We start from the raw sequence: 17,186 nt of genomic DNA, 5'->3' as shown, positions 1-17,186 counted from the left end.
TAAGTATATATTAATTTTGTTTTTAGTAAATATTGTTGATAAGTATGTATTAATCACTATTGTCCAAATCTCCTCTGCCAATATATATTATGACGCATCAAAGGATTGTTTGGATCAGCCTCCATATTAACGAATGCGGCCCCATCACGTAAATCCTGATCAGTAAGTTTATCCGTACTAAATTGTTTTAAGGATGGTTCTATTCGTAAATAGCCGTTTCTTATCACGTCGTACCAGAAGCTATCGGGTTCAAACAACATTTCTTTTTTCACTTTCTCTTCATATATTGCATAGCGTAAATCCCCATCAGAATTTTCATAGAGTTTTGCTTGTGAACGTGCACGTACTTTATTTAAATCTGCAATTGCCCCTCCCATATCGCCTAGTCTTGCTCGAGATTCCGCGCGTAATAAATAGATATCTGCCAACCGCCAAAATACACGATTTTGAAAACACCCCTGCACCAACCCTAATTTTGTCCCTGAAGTATAGTATTTGAATCGTCTATATTTATTAGAGAAGGCTAGTCCTTTCATTGAAGGAACATTTGAAAGAGAATCAAACTTATAAAACCAACTTTTCAATCTTAAATCCTCTGAAGAAAATAGTCGTTTCACCGAATCAGCTAAAAGTTTCAGATCTAAGTACTCAGGCGGAACCATATTCTTAAAATTAATTGGACAATCATTTTGACTATAAACATTCAAGCCGTGATATTCTCTCTGATTGTACTTTAAACTATAAATGTTCAACTCATCCCAATATTGCCTTAGTTCTGCTTCATAAATGCTTTCTGAGCTATTTCCAACTAATACTGATTCACACACCTGTTCAGGATTTGGGGCCAAATTATATTGCCCAGATTCAATAATTTGAGAACAAGCATCAGCCGATTTTTTCCATAAACTAAGCTCGTCGTAATTAGCGTCTTTTACCTGAGCTAAATATTTTGCGCCAGCTTTCCATGCAGTCAAATTTGCTAATAGTGCATTTGCAGCCCCTTTTGATGGTGTAAATTTATTCGCAGGAGGGTTTCCTTGTGCATCTTTTATATCACTATATTCAGGCAAAAGCTTTACTGCCTGCTCTGCCAGATCTATTGCATAGTCAGCCACTTCTGGCCACGGACTTTTGGCAACGGGCTCTAAAATCACATCATCTTTAATCAATATCACATCACCATAACGTCTAATTAGCCATAGATAAGCAAAGGCTTTATAAAAATTAGCGCGGCCACGATAGTAATCCTTTCTGGGTTCTGGCATATCAGTTTGATCCAAATAACGTAGAGGAATGTTGCTTTTATGAATAATCTGGTAAAATCCGAGCGAAGCCTTATCATTAGGGTAATGTGAACCTTTTAAAAAATCAAAAAGATTGATATAATTAGTACTATACCTATTATAAAAAGATTGAAAAAATGAATCATAATTGGTTAATAATAAATTCTCCACAAGTCTGACATTTAATTCTGCAGAATTCATTAAACTCTCAATATCTTTTTCAGTTCTTATCCCGTTTGAATAGGTAATTGAATTCTTAGGGTTTAAATCCAATGCTTTTTTACAAGAAATGGATGAAAAGACTATTATTAGTATTATAAAGTAAATAAGTTTCATGTTAAAAAATTAGATGGTTAAAACTTTAAGGTAACTCCAAATGTGAGCTTGCGAGCAAGAGGGTATGCAGTTCCATCATCTATCCCATTAGCTAAATCCACAACTTCTGGATCCATACCATTATAATTGGTTAAGGTGAATAGGTTTTCAGCGCTACCAAAGAAACGCAATTGCTGAATTCCTGCTTTCTTTAGCCATTCGTTCTTCCAATTATAACCAAATACCAATGACTTCAATTTTGTCCAGCTTACATTTTGTACATAATAATCTGAACCCAATGTAAATGACGGAAATTTCGCCCCATCGTAGAATTTATTTTCAGGATAACTAGCTTGGTCACCTGGGCCCTTCCACATCGAAACATTGCTTAGATCGATTAAAAGTGGATGAATAAATATTTTTTTTGACCCCGTAACCAAGGTGTTTCCTGGTTGTAGATTTAAAATATGTCGACCTATTTGAAAAGAAAAAAGAAAGTTAAGATCAAAATTTTTATACTTAAACTCACTACCAACACCCCCACTCATAATCGGCAAAGCAGATCCCGCATATGTATAATCTCCAGAACCTAAAAGACCATCTCCGTCTACATCTTTAACCTTCCAGTCTCCAGGTCTAGCATAATCTTTCAACCCACCTAAATAGTATTTTACTCCTTCAGAATTATAATAGTAGTCCAATTCATTTTGCGCTTGCACAATACCATTGGTTTGAACAGCTAAAATACCATTAAGGGGTTTACCCAGAATACGAGAAATTTTTCCAATGTTATAATTGGCTTCTGCATAATTACCGTAAGATTTAGCAAAACGATTCCAATTTCGAGCTGCATTTAAACTTATTTTCCAGTATAAATCATTTTTACGAAAGACTTCATATTTAACTAATAATTCCAGACCTTCATTGCTAATTGCTGCAGCATTTCTCCATTGAGAACCATATACATTATAGTAAGGGAGCGGTACTACATCCAATAACCGATCTGTAAACCGCGAGTAATAATCCGCTACAACACTTAAACGGGAATCAAAAAAATCGAGATCCAAACCAATGTCGTATTGGTCTGTTTGCTCCCACGTTAATTTCTCATTATACAATCCATCATGCCATTGTGGTTCTAAAGTCCCTTCGCCTTGAAAAGGATCTGATGGTTGTAAAATGCCCAATGCCAAATATGGTGAATAGAACTGAAGACCAGAACGTCCCCAGGAAAACCTAATCTTTCCAAAGTTCATGGGTTTCCAATTGATATCTTCCGAAAAATTATATCCCGCTCCTATAGAAGGAAATGTTCCCCATTTATTGTTATCACCAAAAACGGAACTACCATCTTTTCGGAAAGCCATTGAAAGTAAATAACGTTTTTTGTAATTATATTCCACACGTCCAAACCAGGATAATAAGGTTTTTTGAGACATATCCGACATATAGCGTTGCAAAGGGACTATGGTTTCTGAAGTTCCTAAAATATCTTTTGTGTATTGAGGTAAAAGCGTAGAAGCATACCAGATTAAATCGGAAGGTGTATTCATAGCAAATCCACCATTATAGTCATTTTGATCAAATTGAAAGGACTGGCCTGCTAGAATGGTAAAATTATGATCATCCCAATTTTTTCGATAAGTCAATAAGTTTTCATTCAAAATCATCAAATTAATTCCCTGTTCACCCATGGAGTTATTTCTACCCTTACCAGAAACATCCAAATAAGATGGCGTGAAAAAATTACGCCTTTCCAACGAATAATCTAATGCTCCTGATGAAGAGATTTCAAAATCTTTAAAGAATTTATAACTTAACTTCAAATTTGATCGGATGCGAAAGGACCTGTTTGTTTCCTCCGTACCTTCCAGTTTCTTTCTCACTTCTTCCCATACGGGAGAGTCTCCACTTGGATACAAGGAGCTTAACTGGAGTGGGTCTCCAGGTATGGTTTCAATTAACGGAGCAGATCTTAAACTACTAACCTGTGAAGGAGTACCTCTTTTTCGCGCACCAGTAGTAAAATTAATCCGTGCATCAACCAATGTATTTTTCACTGGTTTAACCTGCATATTAGTATTAAAGTCAATTCTATTATATCCAGTTCCCTTTAAAATACCATCTTCTTTGTAATAACCTAAACCAATGCCATAATTCATAGTTTCAGAACCTCCATAGGTTTGAAAATTTGCATTAGTTACTTTTGCTGTTTCAAAAAATAAAGGAAAAAAATTGGTGGAATTATTATAAAAATTGTTTAGACTATCCTGATAGATATTACCTTGATTAGCTGTGCTATTTGCACGAGGTACAAAATACCCATCCAAACTTCCACCTTTTTCATAAACTTCTTTCAAAGATTGAGGAATTTTATAGGAGTAAGAATCAAAATCAAAATAAGGCTCATAAGTATGCCTAATAGCTTGCATCCTATGCCATCTTTCTCCTCTTCCTGTTGTTATTGTTGGCAGCCTTGGTAATATACTAAGGCTTTGTGATGCATTGAACGCGAAAGTAGCTTTTTGCCCACTTTTACCTTTCTTTGTGGTAACCAGAATTACACCATTAGCGGCTCTAGAACCATAAATGGCCGCAGAAGAAGCATCTTTTAATACCTGAATACTTTCAATCATATCGGGATTTAAGTCAGATAGTAAATTGGTACCTGTAATGGGGGAAGTAAAGGTGTTCATAGGTACCCCATCAATTACCCAAAGTGGCGCAGAATAGCGACGTTCCTGTTCCACATCTAAAGAGTTATAGCCCCGAATGACAATGGCTGTCCCTCCGCTACCGGGTGAGCCCGACATATTGGTCACATCCATACCAGCAATCCTACCTTGCAAAAGGTTGGCTACACTAGACGAAGGAACATCTGCTATCTCTTTTGCGGTAACTACGGAGATCGAACCCGTTTGTTCACGTTTGGTTGTTGTACCATAAGCAACTACCACAACATCATCCAAATTATTTGTTCCATCTTTCAAAATAATATTGACCTTTGGCTTACCCTCTATATTAACTAATTGGGTTTGAAAACCAACAGAAGAAACCTGAATTTGCTTTTCATCCTCATTCACCGAAATGTTGAATAAGCCATTATTGTCAGTCATCGTAAAAGCAGTTGATCCCGGCACTTTAACAGTTGCCCTGGCTAAAGAATTGCCCTTTACATCAACAACTGCTCCTTTAACCAGTAATTTACTATCTTTATGAGTCTGATTATCTATGGCTTTAGCTTCTTCTTTAGAAACAATCAATACTGCTTTATTTTTTAGTGTATAAGTATATTTGGAGTTATTAAGTAGCTTTTTTAAAATATTTTCTAAACTTTCATTTTTAGCAACCAAAGTAATTGGCTGCAAATCTTTAGCCTGGAGTTCGCTATACACGAATTCTACACCCGTCTTTTTTCTCAATTCCTGGAAGAATACATCCAGGCTTACCTTATTAACATTTATTGTGATGCGCTTTTGAGCAAACATATTAATGGAGAAAGCCATTAATAGGAGGAGGCAAAAGCATGTTCTTAATTTTTGTTTCATGCATTCAATTTTTTGATTTGTTTACAAGTATTTTATTGATTAATCTCAATTTAAATGGAAGCAGAATTGCCAGGTCAATCTTTTGATACAGCTTATTTAAAGATTATTTAGTATGTAATTATACCCTAGGGAATGAACCACTCCATTATTAGGTTGTATATTTGGCGATGCCAATGGAATGAAGGTATTACCAGTCATAGAATAAAGGAACATCGAAACAGGACCTGCATCTGGGACCCCTGCAAAATCGCTATGTTCCAAATATGCGCGTATCTCAGCACCACCTTCTGTATGCATTGTCAGGTATTTGTTAGCCGGTTGCTCTGCGGCATAAATTAAATACTGCCGAGCCCGAAAGGGAACATCCTCTTTTAATATCTTTCTTTTCACTATGTGTTTAAGCAGAGTTTCTTTACAAAAGGTCACAGAAAGTTGATTTACGGAATCCATTTTATTAGCATATAAATATTGTAGAACGGTGTAACTGGTAAAACCTAAAAAAGTAATGTTCTTATGATCGCTTAATTTCCCCTCAAATAAATCAGTCAGGCCTGCTCGCTCAATCATTTGAACGGTAAGTTTCCAGTTATAATCATCCTGGCGAAGATATTGCATGATTGTTCCATCAAAGTGCGCCTTAGAAACACCTGTATCTATCACATTTTGTTTGGTACAAGCCACTAGCAAACTGACTAATAAAACACTAGTCAGTACAAATTTTATTAGTGATTTCATAAATTAGTTATTTTATAATTATTGTAAAGACATCCTGAATTTCCTTTTTCCAACCTTCGTTTGAGAAACCTAATGAAACGATATAATGACCAGTGGGAAGGCCGTGATCTGGAGGGACTTGTATGATTCCGCTACTTCCCCTTATAGAGATGAGGCTTTTTAATTTTTCAGCTTCGGGGGATTCCGGTTTGATATTTAAGACCTCAATTTTAATAGGTGCTGTACCTTTTAAACCTTGGATAGAAGTACCTACCCAGGGAATTTTATTTTTATTTCGCAAATAGTTTTCCTCGAATTGGAGACTAAATTCAGGAACTATTTGCTTTAAGGGATTGTTTGTACTTGCCAATTGTGCTGGAGTATAGCCGAGTCTTAAAAGTAAAGCATACGTTGGATTGGGTATTTTAACAGCTCCTGTATCCTTTAATACTGCAGGGATAATTAAGCTATCTGGAGTATAGCCTGCATATTCCGTCTGCAAAAAACCTACAGGTATCTTCCTACAGGACTGAAAGATCAGAAAGCCCAATACAAGTACTGGTAACAGTTTTTTCATGTTATTAATGTTTGGTTTAGAATTTGGTTAGTTGGTAGAGGATATTGTATTTGGTTATTTGTGTTCTTTGATATAGATTATTCCATTGTTATTTTCAATATTAAGTCCGGTGGTGGCTTCAAACCATTCCAACACTTCAGCTAGACTCCTTTCTGTAGTGATATAAGCGGAGAGTTTTTGCGATCTTAAGCTTTCCCGTTCATATTGGATCTGTCCTACACCGTAGTGGTTGGCCACGCTTTCCATAATCTCATCAAGTCGTACGGTTTTGAATGAAAAGTACCCGGTTTTCCAGGCCAAAGTTCCCAAGGAAGCCACTTCTTTAACTATACATTGGCCGGTATTCAGGTTTAACACAGCCAATTCCTGTGGTTTTATCATGGTTTCTTGAGCATGGTCGCTAGCTTTTATACCTATGCTCCCCTCCACCAGCATAGCTTTAACAATCCCAGAATGATAAGTATTCACATTAAATTCAGTTCCGTAGGCCTTTATCTGTACCTTATCGGAATGTACAATGAACGGATTGCGTCCTTTTGACACCTCAAAGTAAGCCTCACCTTTAAGATATACATCTCTTTTACCCCCTACAAATGGAACATGATACTTTAATTCTGACCCTCCGTTCATCGATACCCTGGTACTATCGTGCAATACAATTACATAATGTTTGTTCTCAGGGGTAATCAGTGTATGCAACTCAGAGGTAACCGCTTTTTCTTCTTCATGGTAAGTTAGTGTATTATCCGCTACTGTATTTTTTCCCAATAACAGATTTTTGCGCATCAGTTCTGGATCCTCCAAGTCAACAGCTGGACCATGTTCGGTAATCAACTGTACTGTTTCAACTTTTGGAACAGCAGAACCTGATTGATAGTTCAAAGCCATATACCCTAATCCGCCAATCACAATCAAAGCGCCAATAAAAGCAGCGGCCATTCCAACAAAAGAGAAGCGTTTTTTCGAAACAGATTCTAACACAGCCAATTTTGGGGAAGCCATTTGCACTGGAGCAGCATTTTTTGAAGCGTTGTAATCCTCTATATTATTAAGAAAACGACTCAATGCAGCATCCATATCTACCGGAACATGCTCATCTTCTTTATAAGGAAAGTTTTGCATCCGCTCATAATAATCTATATGATTTTGTGAATCCTGCAGCCAAATAGATAGCTGTAGTAATTCCTCCTGCGACAGTTCATCTCCCGTGCATCGTTTGAGTAATATTAATTCTATATGTATGTCTTCCTTTTTATCCATTTCTTTCAAGGCGTTTTTTCGCTTTGTTACAGGGAAGACACGCAACTTCTAAAATGGTTACAGTTTTTACGCTAAAGAATCTTCTTTAGTGCCGTTTCACGTACACAAGATGTCTATTTTCACAATATTATGTAAATCAATATGTTATAATAAATTAAGGGAGTTTGATATTATAAAGAATGACGCACTTTTAATATGCGATTTCTTGTGTTATTTTGGTAAACCTCCAAAAGCTAAACCCCTGCAATCTTGTGATTTGCAGGGGTTTAGTTCCTTTTGTTACTATTCTCTGTGATCCCGCTGGGATTCGAACCCAGGACCACTACATTAAAAGTGTAATGCTCTACCAGCTGAGCTACGGAATCATTTTCCTAAAAGTTTTTTTAAGAGCGGCAAATATAGTTTTCACAATACGATACCGCAAATTATAAAATCAATTGCCGTGTAGCCCACTGATTCTTAGCCTGAAAAAATTTATGACAGCACTTTCCAGTACAAGAAAAACCACTGATAAGAGAAATAGTGGTTGATTAAAGGCGATTTGTGTTGTACATTAGTAGAAACAAAGCGCAAAAATTTCTTCCAGGTTTTCTCAATCAAGCGCTGCAACAATCAAAAATTTAAGTGAGATTAATATAGATCAAGTTAGGGTCTGTTAGTACACTAATCCGCATATACTCCACATATAGTCCGCATATAATCCGCCTTTTGACATAAATATGCGGATTACATACGGACTATTGGCATCATAATTGTGCATTTATTAGCAAGTAGGTATAGGTAGCACCTATTTATTAACCAAATATTTACAAATCAGTATGGCCAGTTTAGATGGGAAATTTATCAAGGGCACCGCGGGCTCTGTTGTTTACAAAAAATACCGCAACAAACAAATTGTAACCTCAAAGCCAGAGTTTTCACCTGGCAGTCAGACCGAAGCAACAAAACTAGCTGCTGCCAGTTTCGGCTTAGCAGTAAAGCTGGCAAAGCACATTCGCCATAACCTCGATCCTGTTGTTACTGAATTCTTCGATGGCCCGATGGTCAATCGTTTTAATTCAGAACTAATATATGTATTAAACCAGGTTTTCGACCCCGAAACGGAAGTTTTTACTTTTAATACAGAAAGCTTTAGCCGCCTTGCAGGCTTCGAATTCAACATGGATTCTCCCGTTAGGGACAACTTTTTTGTGCAACCTGAAGCAACAGTTAGCAGCACAACTTTAAAAATAGAAATTCCTGAAATCCATCAACCCCACGAACTGAAATTTCCAAAGGATGGACGCAAATGCGTGCTTGGTTTGGCCGTAGGCATGTACGATCTGAAACACGGAAGGATGACATTAAGCCCCATACAATCAACGACTATAGACTGGACATACGATCCTATGGTTGTTCCGCCTAAAACGTTCGAATTTGAAATTGAACCGGGCTGTTTATGTATCCCTGTAATTTCCATGCAGTTTGTCAGAACCACTTTCGCTGGTACTATAGTGGTAAATAACAAGTCATTTAATCCGGTGGCTATACTCAGGGCTTTTATCGCTGCAGGAGAGCCTGAAAAAAGCAGAACAAAAAGCTGGCAGAGCATGGATTTTAAGACGGGTGAATAGGATCATACTTTTTGCATAGGCCGATATCTGGCCCGCTATTCAGGGTTATCATCGTCTGAGGCTCTTCTTTAATCTCTGCTGCCAAATGTGAGAAATAGGTTAAATAAATAACGAGCCCCAATTTTGTCTTTAAGATTTTTAGCGCTCGATGCAGGTTCGTTTTAACTGAGTTTTCAGGCATATCAAGCAAATCTGAAATCTCTTTACGGCTCAACCCCTGCCTCCTACTCAGTTCGAGCACAATGCGCATGTTTTCTGGTAGCGCTGCAATTTCCCTTTCTATCAGCGCGGAAAGATCATTATAGCGAACAAGATGATCTGTATTGTCTTGTACCTGGTTAAGGTATTCCTGAAAATGCTCCGTATAGCGTTGTACAATTTTTTTGTGCTTATAATAATCTAAAATCCTGTTTTTTATAACGGTGAAAAGAAATGCAATTAGTTCTCCTGGGATGTTAACAGTTAACCGTTTTTCCCATATATCTGCAAAAGCATCATAAATCAGGTCCTTAGATTCCTCTTTGTCATTCAATCTTCTTAGGGTAAAGGAAAATAACAATGTATAGTAGCGGTTCCATATTTCGGTAAATGCGGCGGCTTCATTTGCTTTTAACAGGGACACCAATTCTGCGTCCGGGAGCGTCTTATAATCCTTCATTTTTACTTAAGATTATTTCTTTACTGGTTAAGATAATAATTCTATTTCTAATGGCGTAAGCAATATTTAGTTTCCCGGTGAATTCTTCCAGTACTGCCCTGATATCTGCATTTTTAAATTTTACATTGACCACCCTATTCACATCAACCTCTCTTTCATTCCAGATTATATTGAAACCCGCTTGCTTTTTTATTTCTTTAAACACCTGTAGCAATTCCACCTGCCTTTTTTCATAATTTATTTTTTTATCGGGTTTGGTCGGATTAGCCTGTAATACTAACCAAAGAGGGATGATAGCCCCCATTTTCATTGCCACACTTCTTTTATATAGATCTGTTCGTATTGACATTATACATGTCATTACGATTAATTTCTACCGATGGAGGCAATGAGTTTAAAATAAATTGCATTCAGTAAAAATTGTAAAAGTGCGTTCACATATTCTGGCTATAAGTATGGAACTTTACTAATGGTTCGTAGAAAATTGTATTCAGCAAAAATCGCCTAACCGTGTTCAGCTATTTTCAATTTAAGTGTGGAACTTTATAAAAACTAACAAAGAAATTATTCAGAAATTTAACCCAATCGGTGATATGGACATTTTTATCTGTTAAAAAAGGCTTCCTATGCGTTCTCTAATTAAATCTACATTACCAATCAAAATTATTCAATCTAAAAGGAGGCCTATTCTGGCTGCATGCCATTACATGGCGAATTTGCAATCAGGTGGAATTTATATTGATCCGCATTGCTGGATTTTAAATCTAAAATCAATTATTCTATGAATAGCCCTAAAGAAATCTTTTTTGTACTACCCAAAGGCTCTGATTCGTTAGCAGACTTATACGCCTGCTTTGACGCAAAGGATAAAATCGAAGCTTTCGTTAGTCGGTTTAAAAGCTCTTTAGCCAACTACCAAATTATTCAATTGGAGATAAACCCCTCTTATCAAAGCAATAAATACCAGAACCCCTATTATGTGGCTATCGGAAAATATAACCTGACGCCTTACGAGAATTACATTGCCGACATGATTGAGGAAGCTAATGAGGCCCTGAACGAAAAGTTTGAGATTGTCTTTTATCCAGGTTTTGGTATAGAAGACGGCCGGTTTTACATGCACGTATTTGCTGATGATGAAAAAGCTGCATTAGAAAAAGTAATTGCCGCAAGAGATGCGGCGATTTTGAAAGGAGAATGGCAAAATGCCTGGGATAGGCACCAGCTGACCTCATAAACCCTTATTAGCTCTTAATCCCTCAGTACTATGACAAATTTTAAAAATGAATTAAATGGAGAAAGATTAGAACGGATCATTAGAAAAGAGATCATGCCTAAGCTGGAAGCTCACGGAGGTGAACAATCCGAAGAATTTATAACCAGGTTTATTAAGCGTAGTAAATTGCGGCCTTTTGCCAAAGATCAATACCTGGAAGAAAGCAGGGATTTTGCTGATGGTAAACTTTTTTATTTGATTAGTGGCATCGCCCGTACCGTATATTATCCGACGGCAAATGATAAACCCGTGATTCCTCGAATATGGAAAAAAGGGGAAGTCATATTTGATGTGAACAGCTTTAAAAATGAAACGGAGCGCATAGAAAGCATTCAGATGTTAGAGGAAGGTGAAGCAATAACCATTAGTTATGACAGTATAAAGGAACTTTTAAAAGATTTTCCAAACATGGTCAGTTTTCTGTTGTGCCTTCAAGCAGAACGCGAAAACTATTCACGGTATTACCAGCGTTTGCTAAAACTTGCTGCTGAAGAAAGCGTTGCCATGTACCTACAAGACAATCCGGGAATTGAGCATAGAATTAATAAGGATATCATTGCCTTATACCTGGGTATATCCAGAAGTAAGTTTAGCAGTGCTTACACATTATATAAACAAAAGCTTCAACTATTCTTTATCTAAATAAACAGCCAATGATTGCACTGAAAATTAAATAGTTAACTACAAAGTTTAGTAACTTTACATGAAGGTTCAATTATTTACACCGTACTTAACAGAACTCAATATTATGAACGACGTTGATTTATTACTACACGATCTTAATAATATGTTTCCCGTTTCTGCTGAATTCGGGAATGATCTGCAGCCCATGATGCTGAAGAAAGTTAAACGTCACCATTATGCTTTTTTGAAGCCCGGCCAGGTGGCAGTAAAGGCCTGGCAATTGCTTACTGGTTTTATTGTGACCATACGAAAAGACCAGGCTGGAAAAGAAATAGTTGAACGGATTTATTTTCCCAGACAAATTGTAACCGATCTGGCCAGCTTTTTTCAGGAAGAGCCGGTGCGCTTAACTTACCTGGCTGTTGGCGAGGTTTCAGTACTGGAAATAAAGAAACAAGACGTGCTGAAACTGGGTAAATATGCTGAAACCGATAAGCTGATACAACATATATTGTTCATTGAAAAGAAATTTAGTGAGGCAACCGCTAATATGCTCAGGATGCCGGTAACCGAAAGTGTAAAAGAATTTTTAGACCTGTACGAGGTTGAAGGCCTACCCTATTGTTATTGTGCTTCGCTGCTGAATATATCTGAAGAAAAGTACAAAGAAATTAAGTGGCTGCTGCAGCGCAAGGGTGCTGTTGAGTTAAAAGACCCGCACCAGTTTGACAAACTGGAGGAACTGGAAAACACCCAATATACCGCCCATAAAGTAAAGGCCTATTTAATTAAGAACTTCGCCAGCAAAGATGTAGGCGATACCGGACAGATTGCCGCACGGTTTAATATCACCGAGAAAACCTTGACCAGGTTATTTAAAAAAGCATTTGGCGTTAGTGTTGTGCGCTTCATCGAAAAGCGAAGAATGGAAAAGGCCAGGGAACTGTTGAACGACCCTGAGGCACAAGTAGGAAAAGTAGCCGATGCGGTAGGCTATAAAACCATTCATCACTTTAGCAGGGTTTATAAGAACTACTTTGGCCTCCCACCTAAAGCCGGCAAGAAGCAAATGAAATAAGATATACGAGTTAGGCTATTTATTATCTTTTAAATATATTTTTTCGTTTAAACTGAACTTTTTTCAAATTCCTTTTGGCTTATATGCTGATAAATAACTACAATTGCCAGATAGAGTGGAGATTGAGAGGAGATTAACTTATTATTAAACACTAAAAAATTGAAATTATACGCTCAACAAACTGTTGCGGAAGCAATATCGGTAATGAACAGCAAGGGCCTGGAGGCTATGTCTGTTTATGACAAGGGTGTTGTTATTGGGAAACTGACCTACCAGGAATTGAGGGAGTTTATTGACCATGAGGAAAAACCGGGCTCTATTGCCGGACATAAGCTTCATTTTGATCTGGTCACCGTATTGCCTATCATATGGCACTTACGGATCACAAAGTACCAGCAGGAACAAAAGATCATAGCAAGAAAAAAATGGATCAACTGGTTCAGCGCTGCAGCCATCGTTACGTTGGTGATGCTAGGTTTAGCCTTGCTCTTTTTTGATCCATTATCCTCGCAATCAGAATATCAGGATTTTAGTGCTGCAGTAACAGATTCCAGCCGGGTAATACTGACTTTGGAAAACGGTGAGGGCCTTGCATTAAATGCTGCCGAAACTGGCCTGGTTATTAAAAGCAATGGGCTTTACTACAGCAGCGGAGCAGTGGTTGCTACCCCTTCGGGCAGTGGGATCTATTGTATTAGTGTACCTAAAAATGGTGTATACCAGGTTACCCTTGCTGATTCGACCAGGATCTGGTTAAACGCTTCCAGCTGCCTGCAGTCCCATCAACGTTTGCTAAAAACACTGCCCGAAAAGTATCTTTAACCGGTGAAGGTTATTTTGAAGTGGCTAAACTTTATCATAAAACCCAACGTGTACCTTTTATAGTGCTTACCAAAGGCCAGGAAGTGGATGTTTTGGGTACACATTTTAATGTGCGTGCCTACCCAAATGAAAAAGCTATTAAAACTACGCTACTGGAAGGTAGTGTTAGGGTGATACCTGCAGGACCACCAGCTACCGGCCCAGACCCTACCCTGGTAGATCCGCTGTATGTAATGAAAACCAAGACCAAAGCTGGGATTATTCTTAAACCCAATCAGCAAGCTGTTTTGGAGGCACAGCAGGTTAGTATTAAAACCGTTAACGCCATGGAAAGCATTGCCTGGACCAAAGACGATTTCACCTTCAGGAACACCCCGCTTAAAGATGTATTGGGCGTAGTGGCTGGCTGGCACAATTTGAAAGTGGTATATGATAACAGTGCGCTGGGTAATATACTGCTTGGTGGCGAACTCCAGAAAAGTGAATCGATGGCTAATATATTGACTAGTTTGGAACTGACTGCAAATGTACGGTTCAAAGTAAAAGGCAAACAAGTCACTGTATATAACCGCCGACTTATCAGCTATAAGTAGCAGCTAATTTTTTATGGGGCCGTTCTATTTGTTTAGGTGTATTGCCATGGTACTTTTTAAAGGCTTTGCTAAAGTAATGCGGATCTGTATAGCCACTCAATCTGGCAATTTCATAAACAGGCTTACTTGTGGTTGAAAGCTGGTTGAATGCAAATTTCATCCTTACGCTGATCACCTGTTCATGAATGGGTATCCCGAATGCCGTTTTGGCCAGCCGTGCAAGGGTTCTTTCGGATACGCAAAATAAACTGGCCATCCCGGTTAAATCATTTACCAGCGCGGTAGCGAAGTTCACAGTTATAAAATCTTTTAGTGCGTCAATTTTCTGTTTACGGTGGTCTGGTTCCGGACCATTGGCAAGCCCATTAAAATATTGCTGAATACACTCATTAATGAAAATATAACCTTGTGCATCCGTATTTAAATTATCAATACGCCTGCCTATCTTTTTTAACTGCTTAAACAGTTTGCTGGCTATATGGCAAGGCGGCAAAGTTCTGGCCTGGTCGGCATTTTTACAATAATGGGCAGTAAGCTCTGCCAATTCTGGCAGATGCCTGCTTTGATGAAACAGCCAATCGGGCCTTAGCGTTAATAGCAGCTGCTGATGTTTACCCACGTCCATGTTTTTATAATAGTTGCCTACAGGGCGGTAACAAAGGTAGCAGCAATTGGTTTGCAGGTTTGCGCAGAACAAAAAAGCAGGTTCAATAACAGAAAAATTTATCTGGCATTGCTTGCTCGCTTCATATTCAAACATTTCCAGATGGGCCAGGAAATGGCTGGCCGACTGTGCCACTACACACCCATCGTCCATTTTATATCGTTGAACCTCGGCCATGCGTAAGGGCATACTACTGGATTTAGAGAGCTTACTGTTAGACCTGGCTTGGGATGATATCGTAGCCAAATGAAGTTTGATTTTTGAATACATCGATTACTTTTTATATGAATGATACACTATTACGAACAGCAAATGATTTCAGGAGTAATGATGTATTTAAATGTGTTTATTTTTTTTGTACAGAGGTGCAGGAATGGCACTGTTGTTTAAAAATATTTGTCTAAAAGTGGACATTGGTTTGTCCAGAACTAGACATGCGTTTGTCCAATTCTGGACATCAGATCAGTTTAAGGCCGCTTAAATTTGATTCAACAAACAACAACAATAAAAAATGACAAGCTTAAAAAAATAGAAAAACAAAATTAACCTCTTATGAAAGTGAACACCCCTATACATTTAGTGAAGCCGAAAAACTACGATTCTTTTGATGAGGTTTATGCAGTTTTTGATTCGAAAGAAAAGGCAGCAAAATTTGTAGAGAAGTTTAAAAGCAGACCAGACCTGGAGATTATAGATGGCGTATTAAATCCGGACTTTAACCTGGAACAAAAAGCAGAACCTTATTACATCTCGCTGGCGCGGACAGGCAGTATGCCCAAAGACATTTTTATGTGCGACTACAACCGCAACTTAGAAGCCAGGCAGGAAGAATACAACATCTGCTTTTATGGGGGAACCGAAATACATCAGGGGCTTTTCATTACAAAAATATTTGCACTGAATGAAAAAGATGCGTTGCGAAAGGCGCTGCTGATCAGGAATAGTGCGATTAAAAACGGAGAGTGGGATTTGGCCTGGGAAAGACATAAAATACAGCAAACACGTTTGAACTTAAGAGGCAGATAGCCTTTAAAGCTTGAACATCCATCATATGTTATATTATATTGTTTTTAGATCGAGAAACAGGCCCGGGGGCCAATTTTGCGAGAGTTGGTCCGGGTCTTTTCTAAAAAGTAAAAGAAAATGAGCAATACTACAACATACAAATTAAACTCTGGAAACGAGCCAAGCAACATAAGTCCTCATATTAAGCCGATGCTTTTTTCATTTATGAATTATTAAGTTGAAAACAGGCCAGGCTGGTGGCGTGAACCAATACTGGTCTGTTTTTTTAAAACTTTTTACAACAAAACAATTGATGTATCAGAAATAGTAATGAGAATGGAAACAACAATGAATAAACACTCAAAAGGATGGTTTTCTGATAGAACCAGAAAGATTACAGTTGATGTAATTTGTTACTTGTTTGTGTTGTTGTTCTTGTATGCTGCAACAAGTAAACTTATGGAATACGACAAGTTTCAATTGCAGATGGGAAAATCACCTATTATCACCGATTATGCCTCAATATTGGTGTGGCTGGTACCAGGATTGGAGATTGCTATTTCTATTACACTGTTGTTAGAAAGAACTCGATTGGCTGGGCTATATGCCGCTTTTACTTTGATGGCTTTATTTACATTTTACATCTATGCCATTTTAAGTTACAGTGATAGTATACCATGTTCTTGTGGAGGCGTGCTACAGAAGATGACCTGGGATCAGCACCTTGTATTCAATATTATTTTTGTGGTGCTGGGGATTATTGGGATCCTATTACAAGGAAAAATTAATGAAAAAAAGATAGTTCATTGAACTATACAAGATATTCTTTTGCGCAATTGAATCAGGGGATGCTGAAAACCTGCAACCAATAGAGTAAGCACTTAATCATAAAAATAAATAAACATGAAAAAATTATTTTTTGCCGCCCTTGTAGCTACAGTAGCTGTAGGCGCTGCCTTTGCTCAAGATGCAATCGGTGTTCAAGACAACATTTACTACAACTGTACTGAAGGTACTGAAAAATTATGTTCAGAAATCCCTCAAGCTCTTGTTGAACTTCAAGAGGTAGGATTCCCTCAAGTAGATCCTGCTACACACTACGGAACTACTTTGTTAAAATACGACGAACTGTAGGCAAATTTTATGAACGAAGCTA

General features: G+C 37.8%; 17 protein-coding genes and 1 tRNA gene. 9 read left to right on the top strand and 9 right to left on the bottom strand.

The window, feature by feature from the left end:
* Positions 1-56: 56 nt before the first annotated feature.
* From ABIE26_RS05925 to ABIE26_RS05900, 6 genes are all read right to left on the bottom strand, one after another.
* Complete coding sequence (locus tag ABIE26_RS05925; protein ID WP_310138970.1) at positions 57-1,619, bottom strand: RagB/SusD family nutrient uptake outer membrane protein; 1,563 nt, start codon at positions 1,617-1,619, stop codon at positions 57-59.
* Between the two features lie 17 nt (positions 1,620-1,636).
* A complete protein-coding gene (locus tag ABIE26_RS05920; protein ID WP_310138972.1) occupies positions 1,637-5,146 on the bottom strand; it encodes a SusC/RagA family TonB-linked outer membrane protein in 3,510 nt (1,169 codons plus the stop codon).
* 96 nt (positions 5,147-5,242) lie between these two features.
* Complete coding sequence (locus ABIE26_RS05915) at positions 5,243-5,881, bottom strand: hypothetical protein (protein ID WP_310138973.1); 639 nt, start codon at positions 5,879-5,881, stop codon at positions 5,243-5,245.
* A 7-nt stretch (positions 5,882-5,888) separates the two neighbouring features.
* Positions 5,889-6,437 carry a hypothetical protein gene (locus tag ABIE26_RS05910; RefSeq protein ID WP_310138974.1) on the bottom strand — a complete coding sequence of 183 codons (549 nt, stop codon included), beginning with the start codon at positions 6,435-6,437 and terminating at the stop codon, positions 5,889-5,891.
* A 54-nt stretch (positions 6,438-6,491) separates the two neighbouring features.
* Positions 6,492-7,697 (bottom strand): FecR family protein, encoded by a 1,206-nt coding sequence (locus ABIE26_RS05905; protein ID WP_310138975.1) that lies wholly within the window; start codon positions 7,695-7,697, stop codon positions 6,492-6,494.
* 292 nt (positions 7,698-7,989) lie between these two features.
* Positions 7,990-8,062 (bottom strand) — tRNA-Lys (locus ABIE26_RS05900).
* A 453-nt stretch (positions 8,063-8,515) separates the two neighbouring features.
* On the opposite strand from ABIE26_RS05900, the gene ABIE26_RS05895 reads away from it, so the two are divergent.
* Positions 8,516-9,310 (top strand): hypothetical protein, encoded by a 795-nt coding sequence (locus ABIE26_RS05895; protein WP_310138978.1) that lies wholly within the window; start codon positions 8,516-8,518, stop codon positions 9,308-9,310.
* Here ABIE26_RS05895 and ABIE26_RS05890 read toward each other — a convergent pair.
* Positions 9,294-9,968 carry an RNA polymerase sigma factor gene (locus tag ABIE26_RS05890; protein ID WP_310138982.1) on the bottom strand — a complete coding sequence of 225 codons (675 nt, stop codon included), beginning with the start codon at positions 9,966-9,968 and terminating at the stop codon, positions 9,294-9,296. The genes ABIE26_RS05895 and ABIE26_RS05890 overlap by 17 nt on opposite strands.
* Positions 9,955-10,278: an STN domain-containing protein gene (locus tag ABIE26_RS05885; protein ID WP_310138985.1), complete on the bottom strand. Its 324-nt coding sequence runs from the start codon at positions 10,276-10,278 to the stop codon at positions 9,955-9,957. Before ABIE26_RS05885 ends, ABIE26_RS05890 begins: the two co-directional genes overlap by 14 nt.
* 471 nt (positions 10,279-10,749) lie before the next feature.
* On the opposite strand from ABIE26_RS05885, the gene ABIE26_RS05880 reads away from it, so the two are divergent.
* The 5 genes from ABIE26_RS05880 (at position 10,750) to ABIE26_RS05860 (ending at position 14,361) form a co-directional block, all read left to right on the top strand.
* Positions 10,750-11,205, top strand: coding sequence for a hypothetical protein (locus ABIE26_RS05880; RefSeq protein ID WP_310138987.1), 456 nt, complete (start codon positions 10,750-10,752; stop codon positions 11,203-11,205).
* 30 nt (positions 11,206-11,235) lie between these two features.
* Positions 11,236-11,886, top strand: a complete 651-nt coding sequence (locus ABIE26_RS05875; RefSeq protein ID WP_310138990.1) for a Crp/Fnr family transcriptional regulator — start codon at positions 11,236-11,238, stop codon at positions 11,884-11,886.
* A gap of 106 nt (positions 11,887-11,992) precedes the next feature.
* Positions 11,993-12,946 carry a helix-turn-helix domain-containing protein gene (locus ABIE26_RS05870; RefSeq protein ID WP_354375201.1) on the top strand — a complete coding sequence of 318 codons (954 nt, stop codon included), beginning with the start codon at positions 11,993-11,995 and terminating at the stop codon, positions 12,944-12,946.
* A gap of 159 nt (positions 12,947-13,105) precedes the next feature.
* Positions 13,106-13,768, top strand: coding sequence for a hypothetical protein (locus ABIE26_RS05865; RefSeq protein WP_310138996.1), 663 nt, complete (start codon positions 13,106-13,108; stop codon positions 13,766-13,768).
* 20 nt (positions 13,769-13,788) lie between these two features.
* Entirely contained in the window at positions 13,789-14,361 is a 573-nt protein-coding gene (locus ABIE26_RS05860) for a FecR family protein (protein WP_310138998.1), read from the top strand.
* On the opposite strand, the gene ABIE26_RS05855 is transcribed toward ABIE26_RS05860, so the two are convergent.
* Positions 14,348-15,214, bottom strand: a complete 867-nt coding sequence (locus ABIE26_RS05855; protein WP_310139000.1) for a helix-turn-helix transcriptional regulator — start codon at positions 15,212-15,214, stop codon at positions 14,348-14,350. The two genes, ABIE26_RS05860 and ABIE26_RS05855, sit on opposite strands and share 14 nt — an antisense overlap.
* A gap of 363 nt (positions 15,215-15,577) precedes the next feature.
* On the opposite strand from ABIE26_RS05855, the gene ABIE26_RS05850 reads away from it, so the two are divergent.
* The 3 genes from ABIE26_RS05850 (at position 15,578) to ABIE26_RS05840 (ending at position 17,164) form a co-directional block, all read left to right on the top strand.
* A complete protein-coding gene (locus tag ABIE26_RS05850) occupies positions 15,578-16,051 on the top strand; it encodes a hypothetical protein (protein WP_310139002.1) in 474 nt (157 codons plus the stop codon).
* Between the two features lie 315 nt (positions 16,052-16,366).
* Positions 16,367-16,840, top strand: a complete 474-nt coding sequence (locus tag ABIE26_RS05845; protein ID WP_310139003.1) for a MauE/DoxX family redox-associated membrane protein — start codon at positions 16,367-16,369, stop codon at positions 16,838-16,840.
* Positions 16,841-16,933: 93 nt separating this feature from the next.
* Positions 16,934-17,164: a hypothetical protein gene (locus ABIE26_RS05840; protein WP_310139006.1), complete on the top strand. Its 231-nt coding sequence runs from the start codon at positions 16,934-16,936 to the stop codon at positions 17,162-17,164.
* Positions 17,165-17,186 lie beyond the last annotated feature (22 nt).

It is taken from the genome of Pedobacter africanus, from assembly GCF_040548825.1.
Lineage (GTDB): Bacteria > Bacteroidota > Bacteroidia > Sphingobacteriales > Sphingobacteriaceae > Pedobacter > Pedobacter africanus_A.
The sequence above is the reverse complement of the archived record's forward strand: the minus strand, read 5'-3'. Positions and strand labels throughout refer to the sequence as shown.

Bases quoted from the DNA above. Each gene is read 5' to 3' on its own strand.
- ABIE26_RS05925 (WP_310138970.1), bottom strand. From the start codon at position 1,619: ATGAAACTTATTTACTTTATAATACTAATAATAGTCTTTTCATCCATT.
- ABIE26_RS05920 (WP_310138972.1), bottom strand. From the start codon at position 5,146: ATGAAACAAAAATTAAGAACATGCTTTTGCCTCCTCCTATTAATGGCT.
- ABIE26_RS05915 (WP_310138973.1), bottom strand. From the start codon at position 5,881: ATGAAATCACTAATAAAATTTGTACTGACTAGTGTTTTATTAGTCAGT.
- ABIE26_RS05910 (WP_310138974.1), bottom strand. From the start codon at position 6,437: ATGAAAAAACTGTTACCAGTACTTGTATTGGGCTTTCTGATCTTTCAG.
- ABIE26_RS05905 (WP_310138975.1), bottom strand. From the start codon at position 7,697: ATGGATAAAAAGGAAGACATACATATAGAATTAATATTACTCAAACGA.
- ABIE26_RS05895 (WP_310138978.1), top strand. From the start codon at position 8,516: ATGGCCAGTTTAGATGGGAAATTTATCAAGGGCACCGCGGGCTCTGTT.
- ABIE26_RS05890 (WP_310138982.1), bottom strand. From the start codon at position 9,968: ATGAAGGATTATAAGACGCTCCCGGACGCAGAATTGGTGTCCCTGTTA.
- ABIE26_RS05885 (WP_310138985.1), bottom strand. From the start codon at position 10,278: ATGAAAATGGGGGCTATCATCCCTCTTTGGTTAGTATTACAGGCTAAT.
- ABIE26_RS05880 (WP_310138987.1), top strand. From the start codon at position 10,750: ATGAATAGCCCTAAAGAAATCTTTTTTGTACTACCCAAAGGCTCTGAT.
- ABIE26_RS05875 (WP_310138990.1), top strand. From the start codon at position 11,236: ATGACAAATTTTAAAAATGAATTAAATGGAGAAAGATTAGAACGGATC.
- ABIE26_RS05870 (WP_354375201.1), top strand. From the start codon at position 11,993: ATGAACGACGTTGATTTATTACTACACGATCTTAATAATATGTTTCCC.
- ABIE26_RS05855 (WP_310139000.1), bottom strand. From the start codon at position 15,214: ATGCCCTTACGCATGGCCGAGGTTCAACGATATAAAATGGACGATGGG.
- ABIE26_RS05850 (WP_310139002.1), top strand. From the start codon at position 15,578: ATGAAAGTGAACACCCCTATACATTTAGTGAAGCCGAAAAACTACGAT.
- ABIE26_RS05845 (WP_310139003.1), top strand. From the start codon at position 16,367: ATGGAAACAACAATGAATAAACACTCAAAAGGATGGTTTTCTGATAGA.
- ABIE26_RS05840 (WP_310139006.1), top strand. From the start codon at position 16,934: ATGAAAAAATTATTTTTTGCCGCCCTTGTAGCTACAGTAGCTGTAGGC.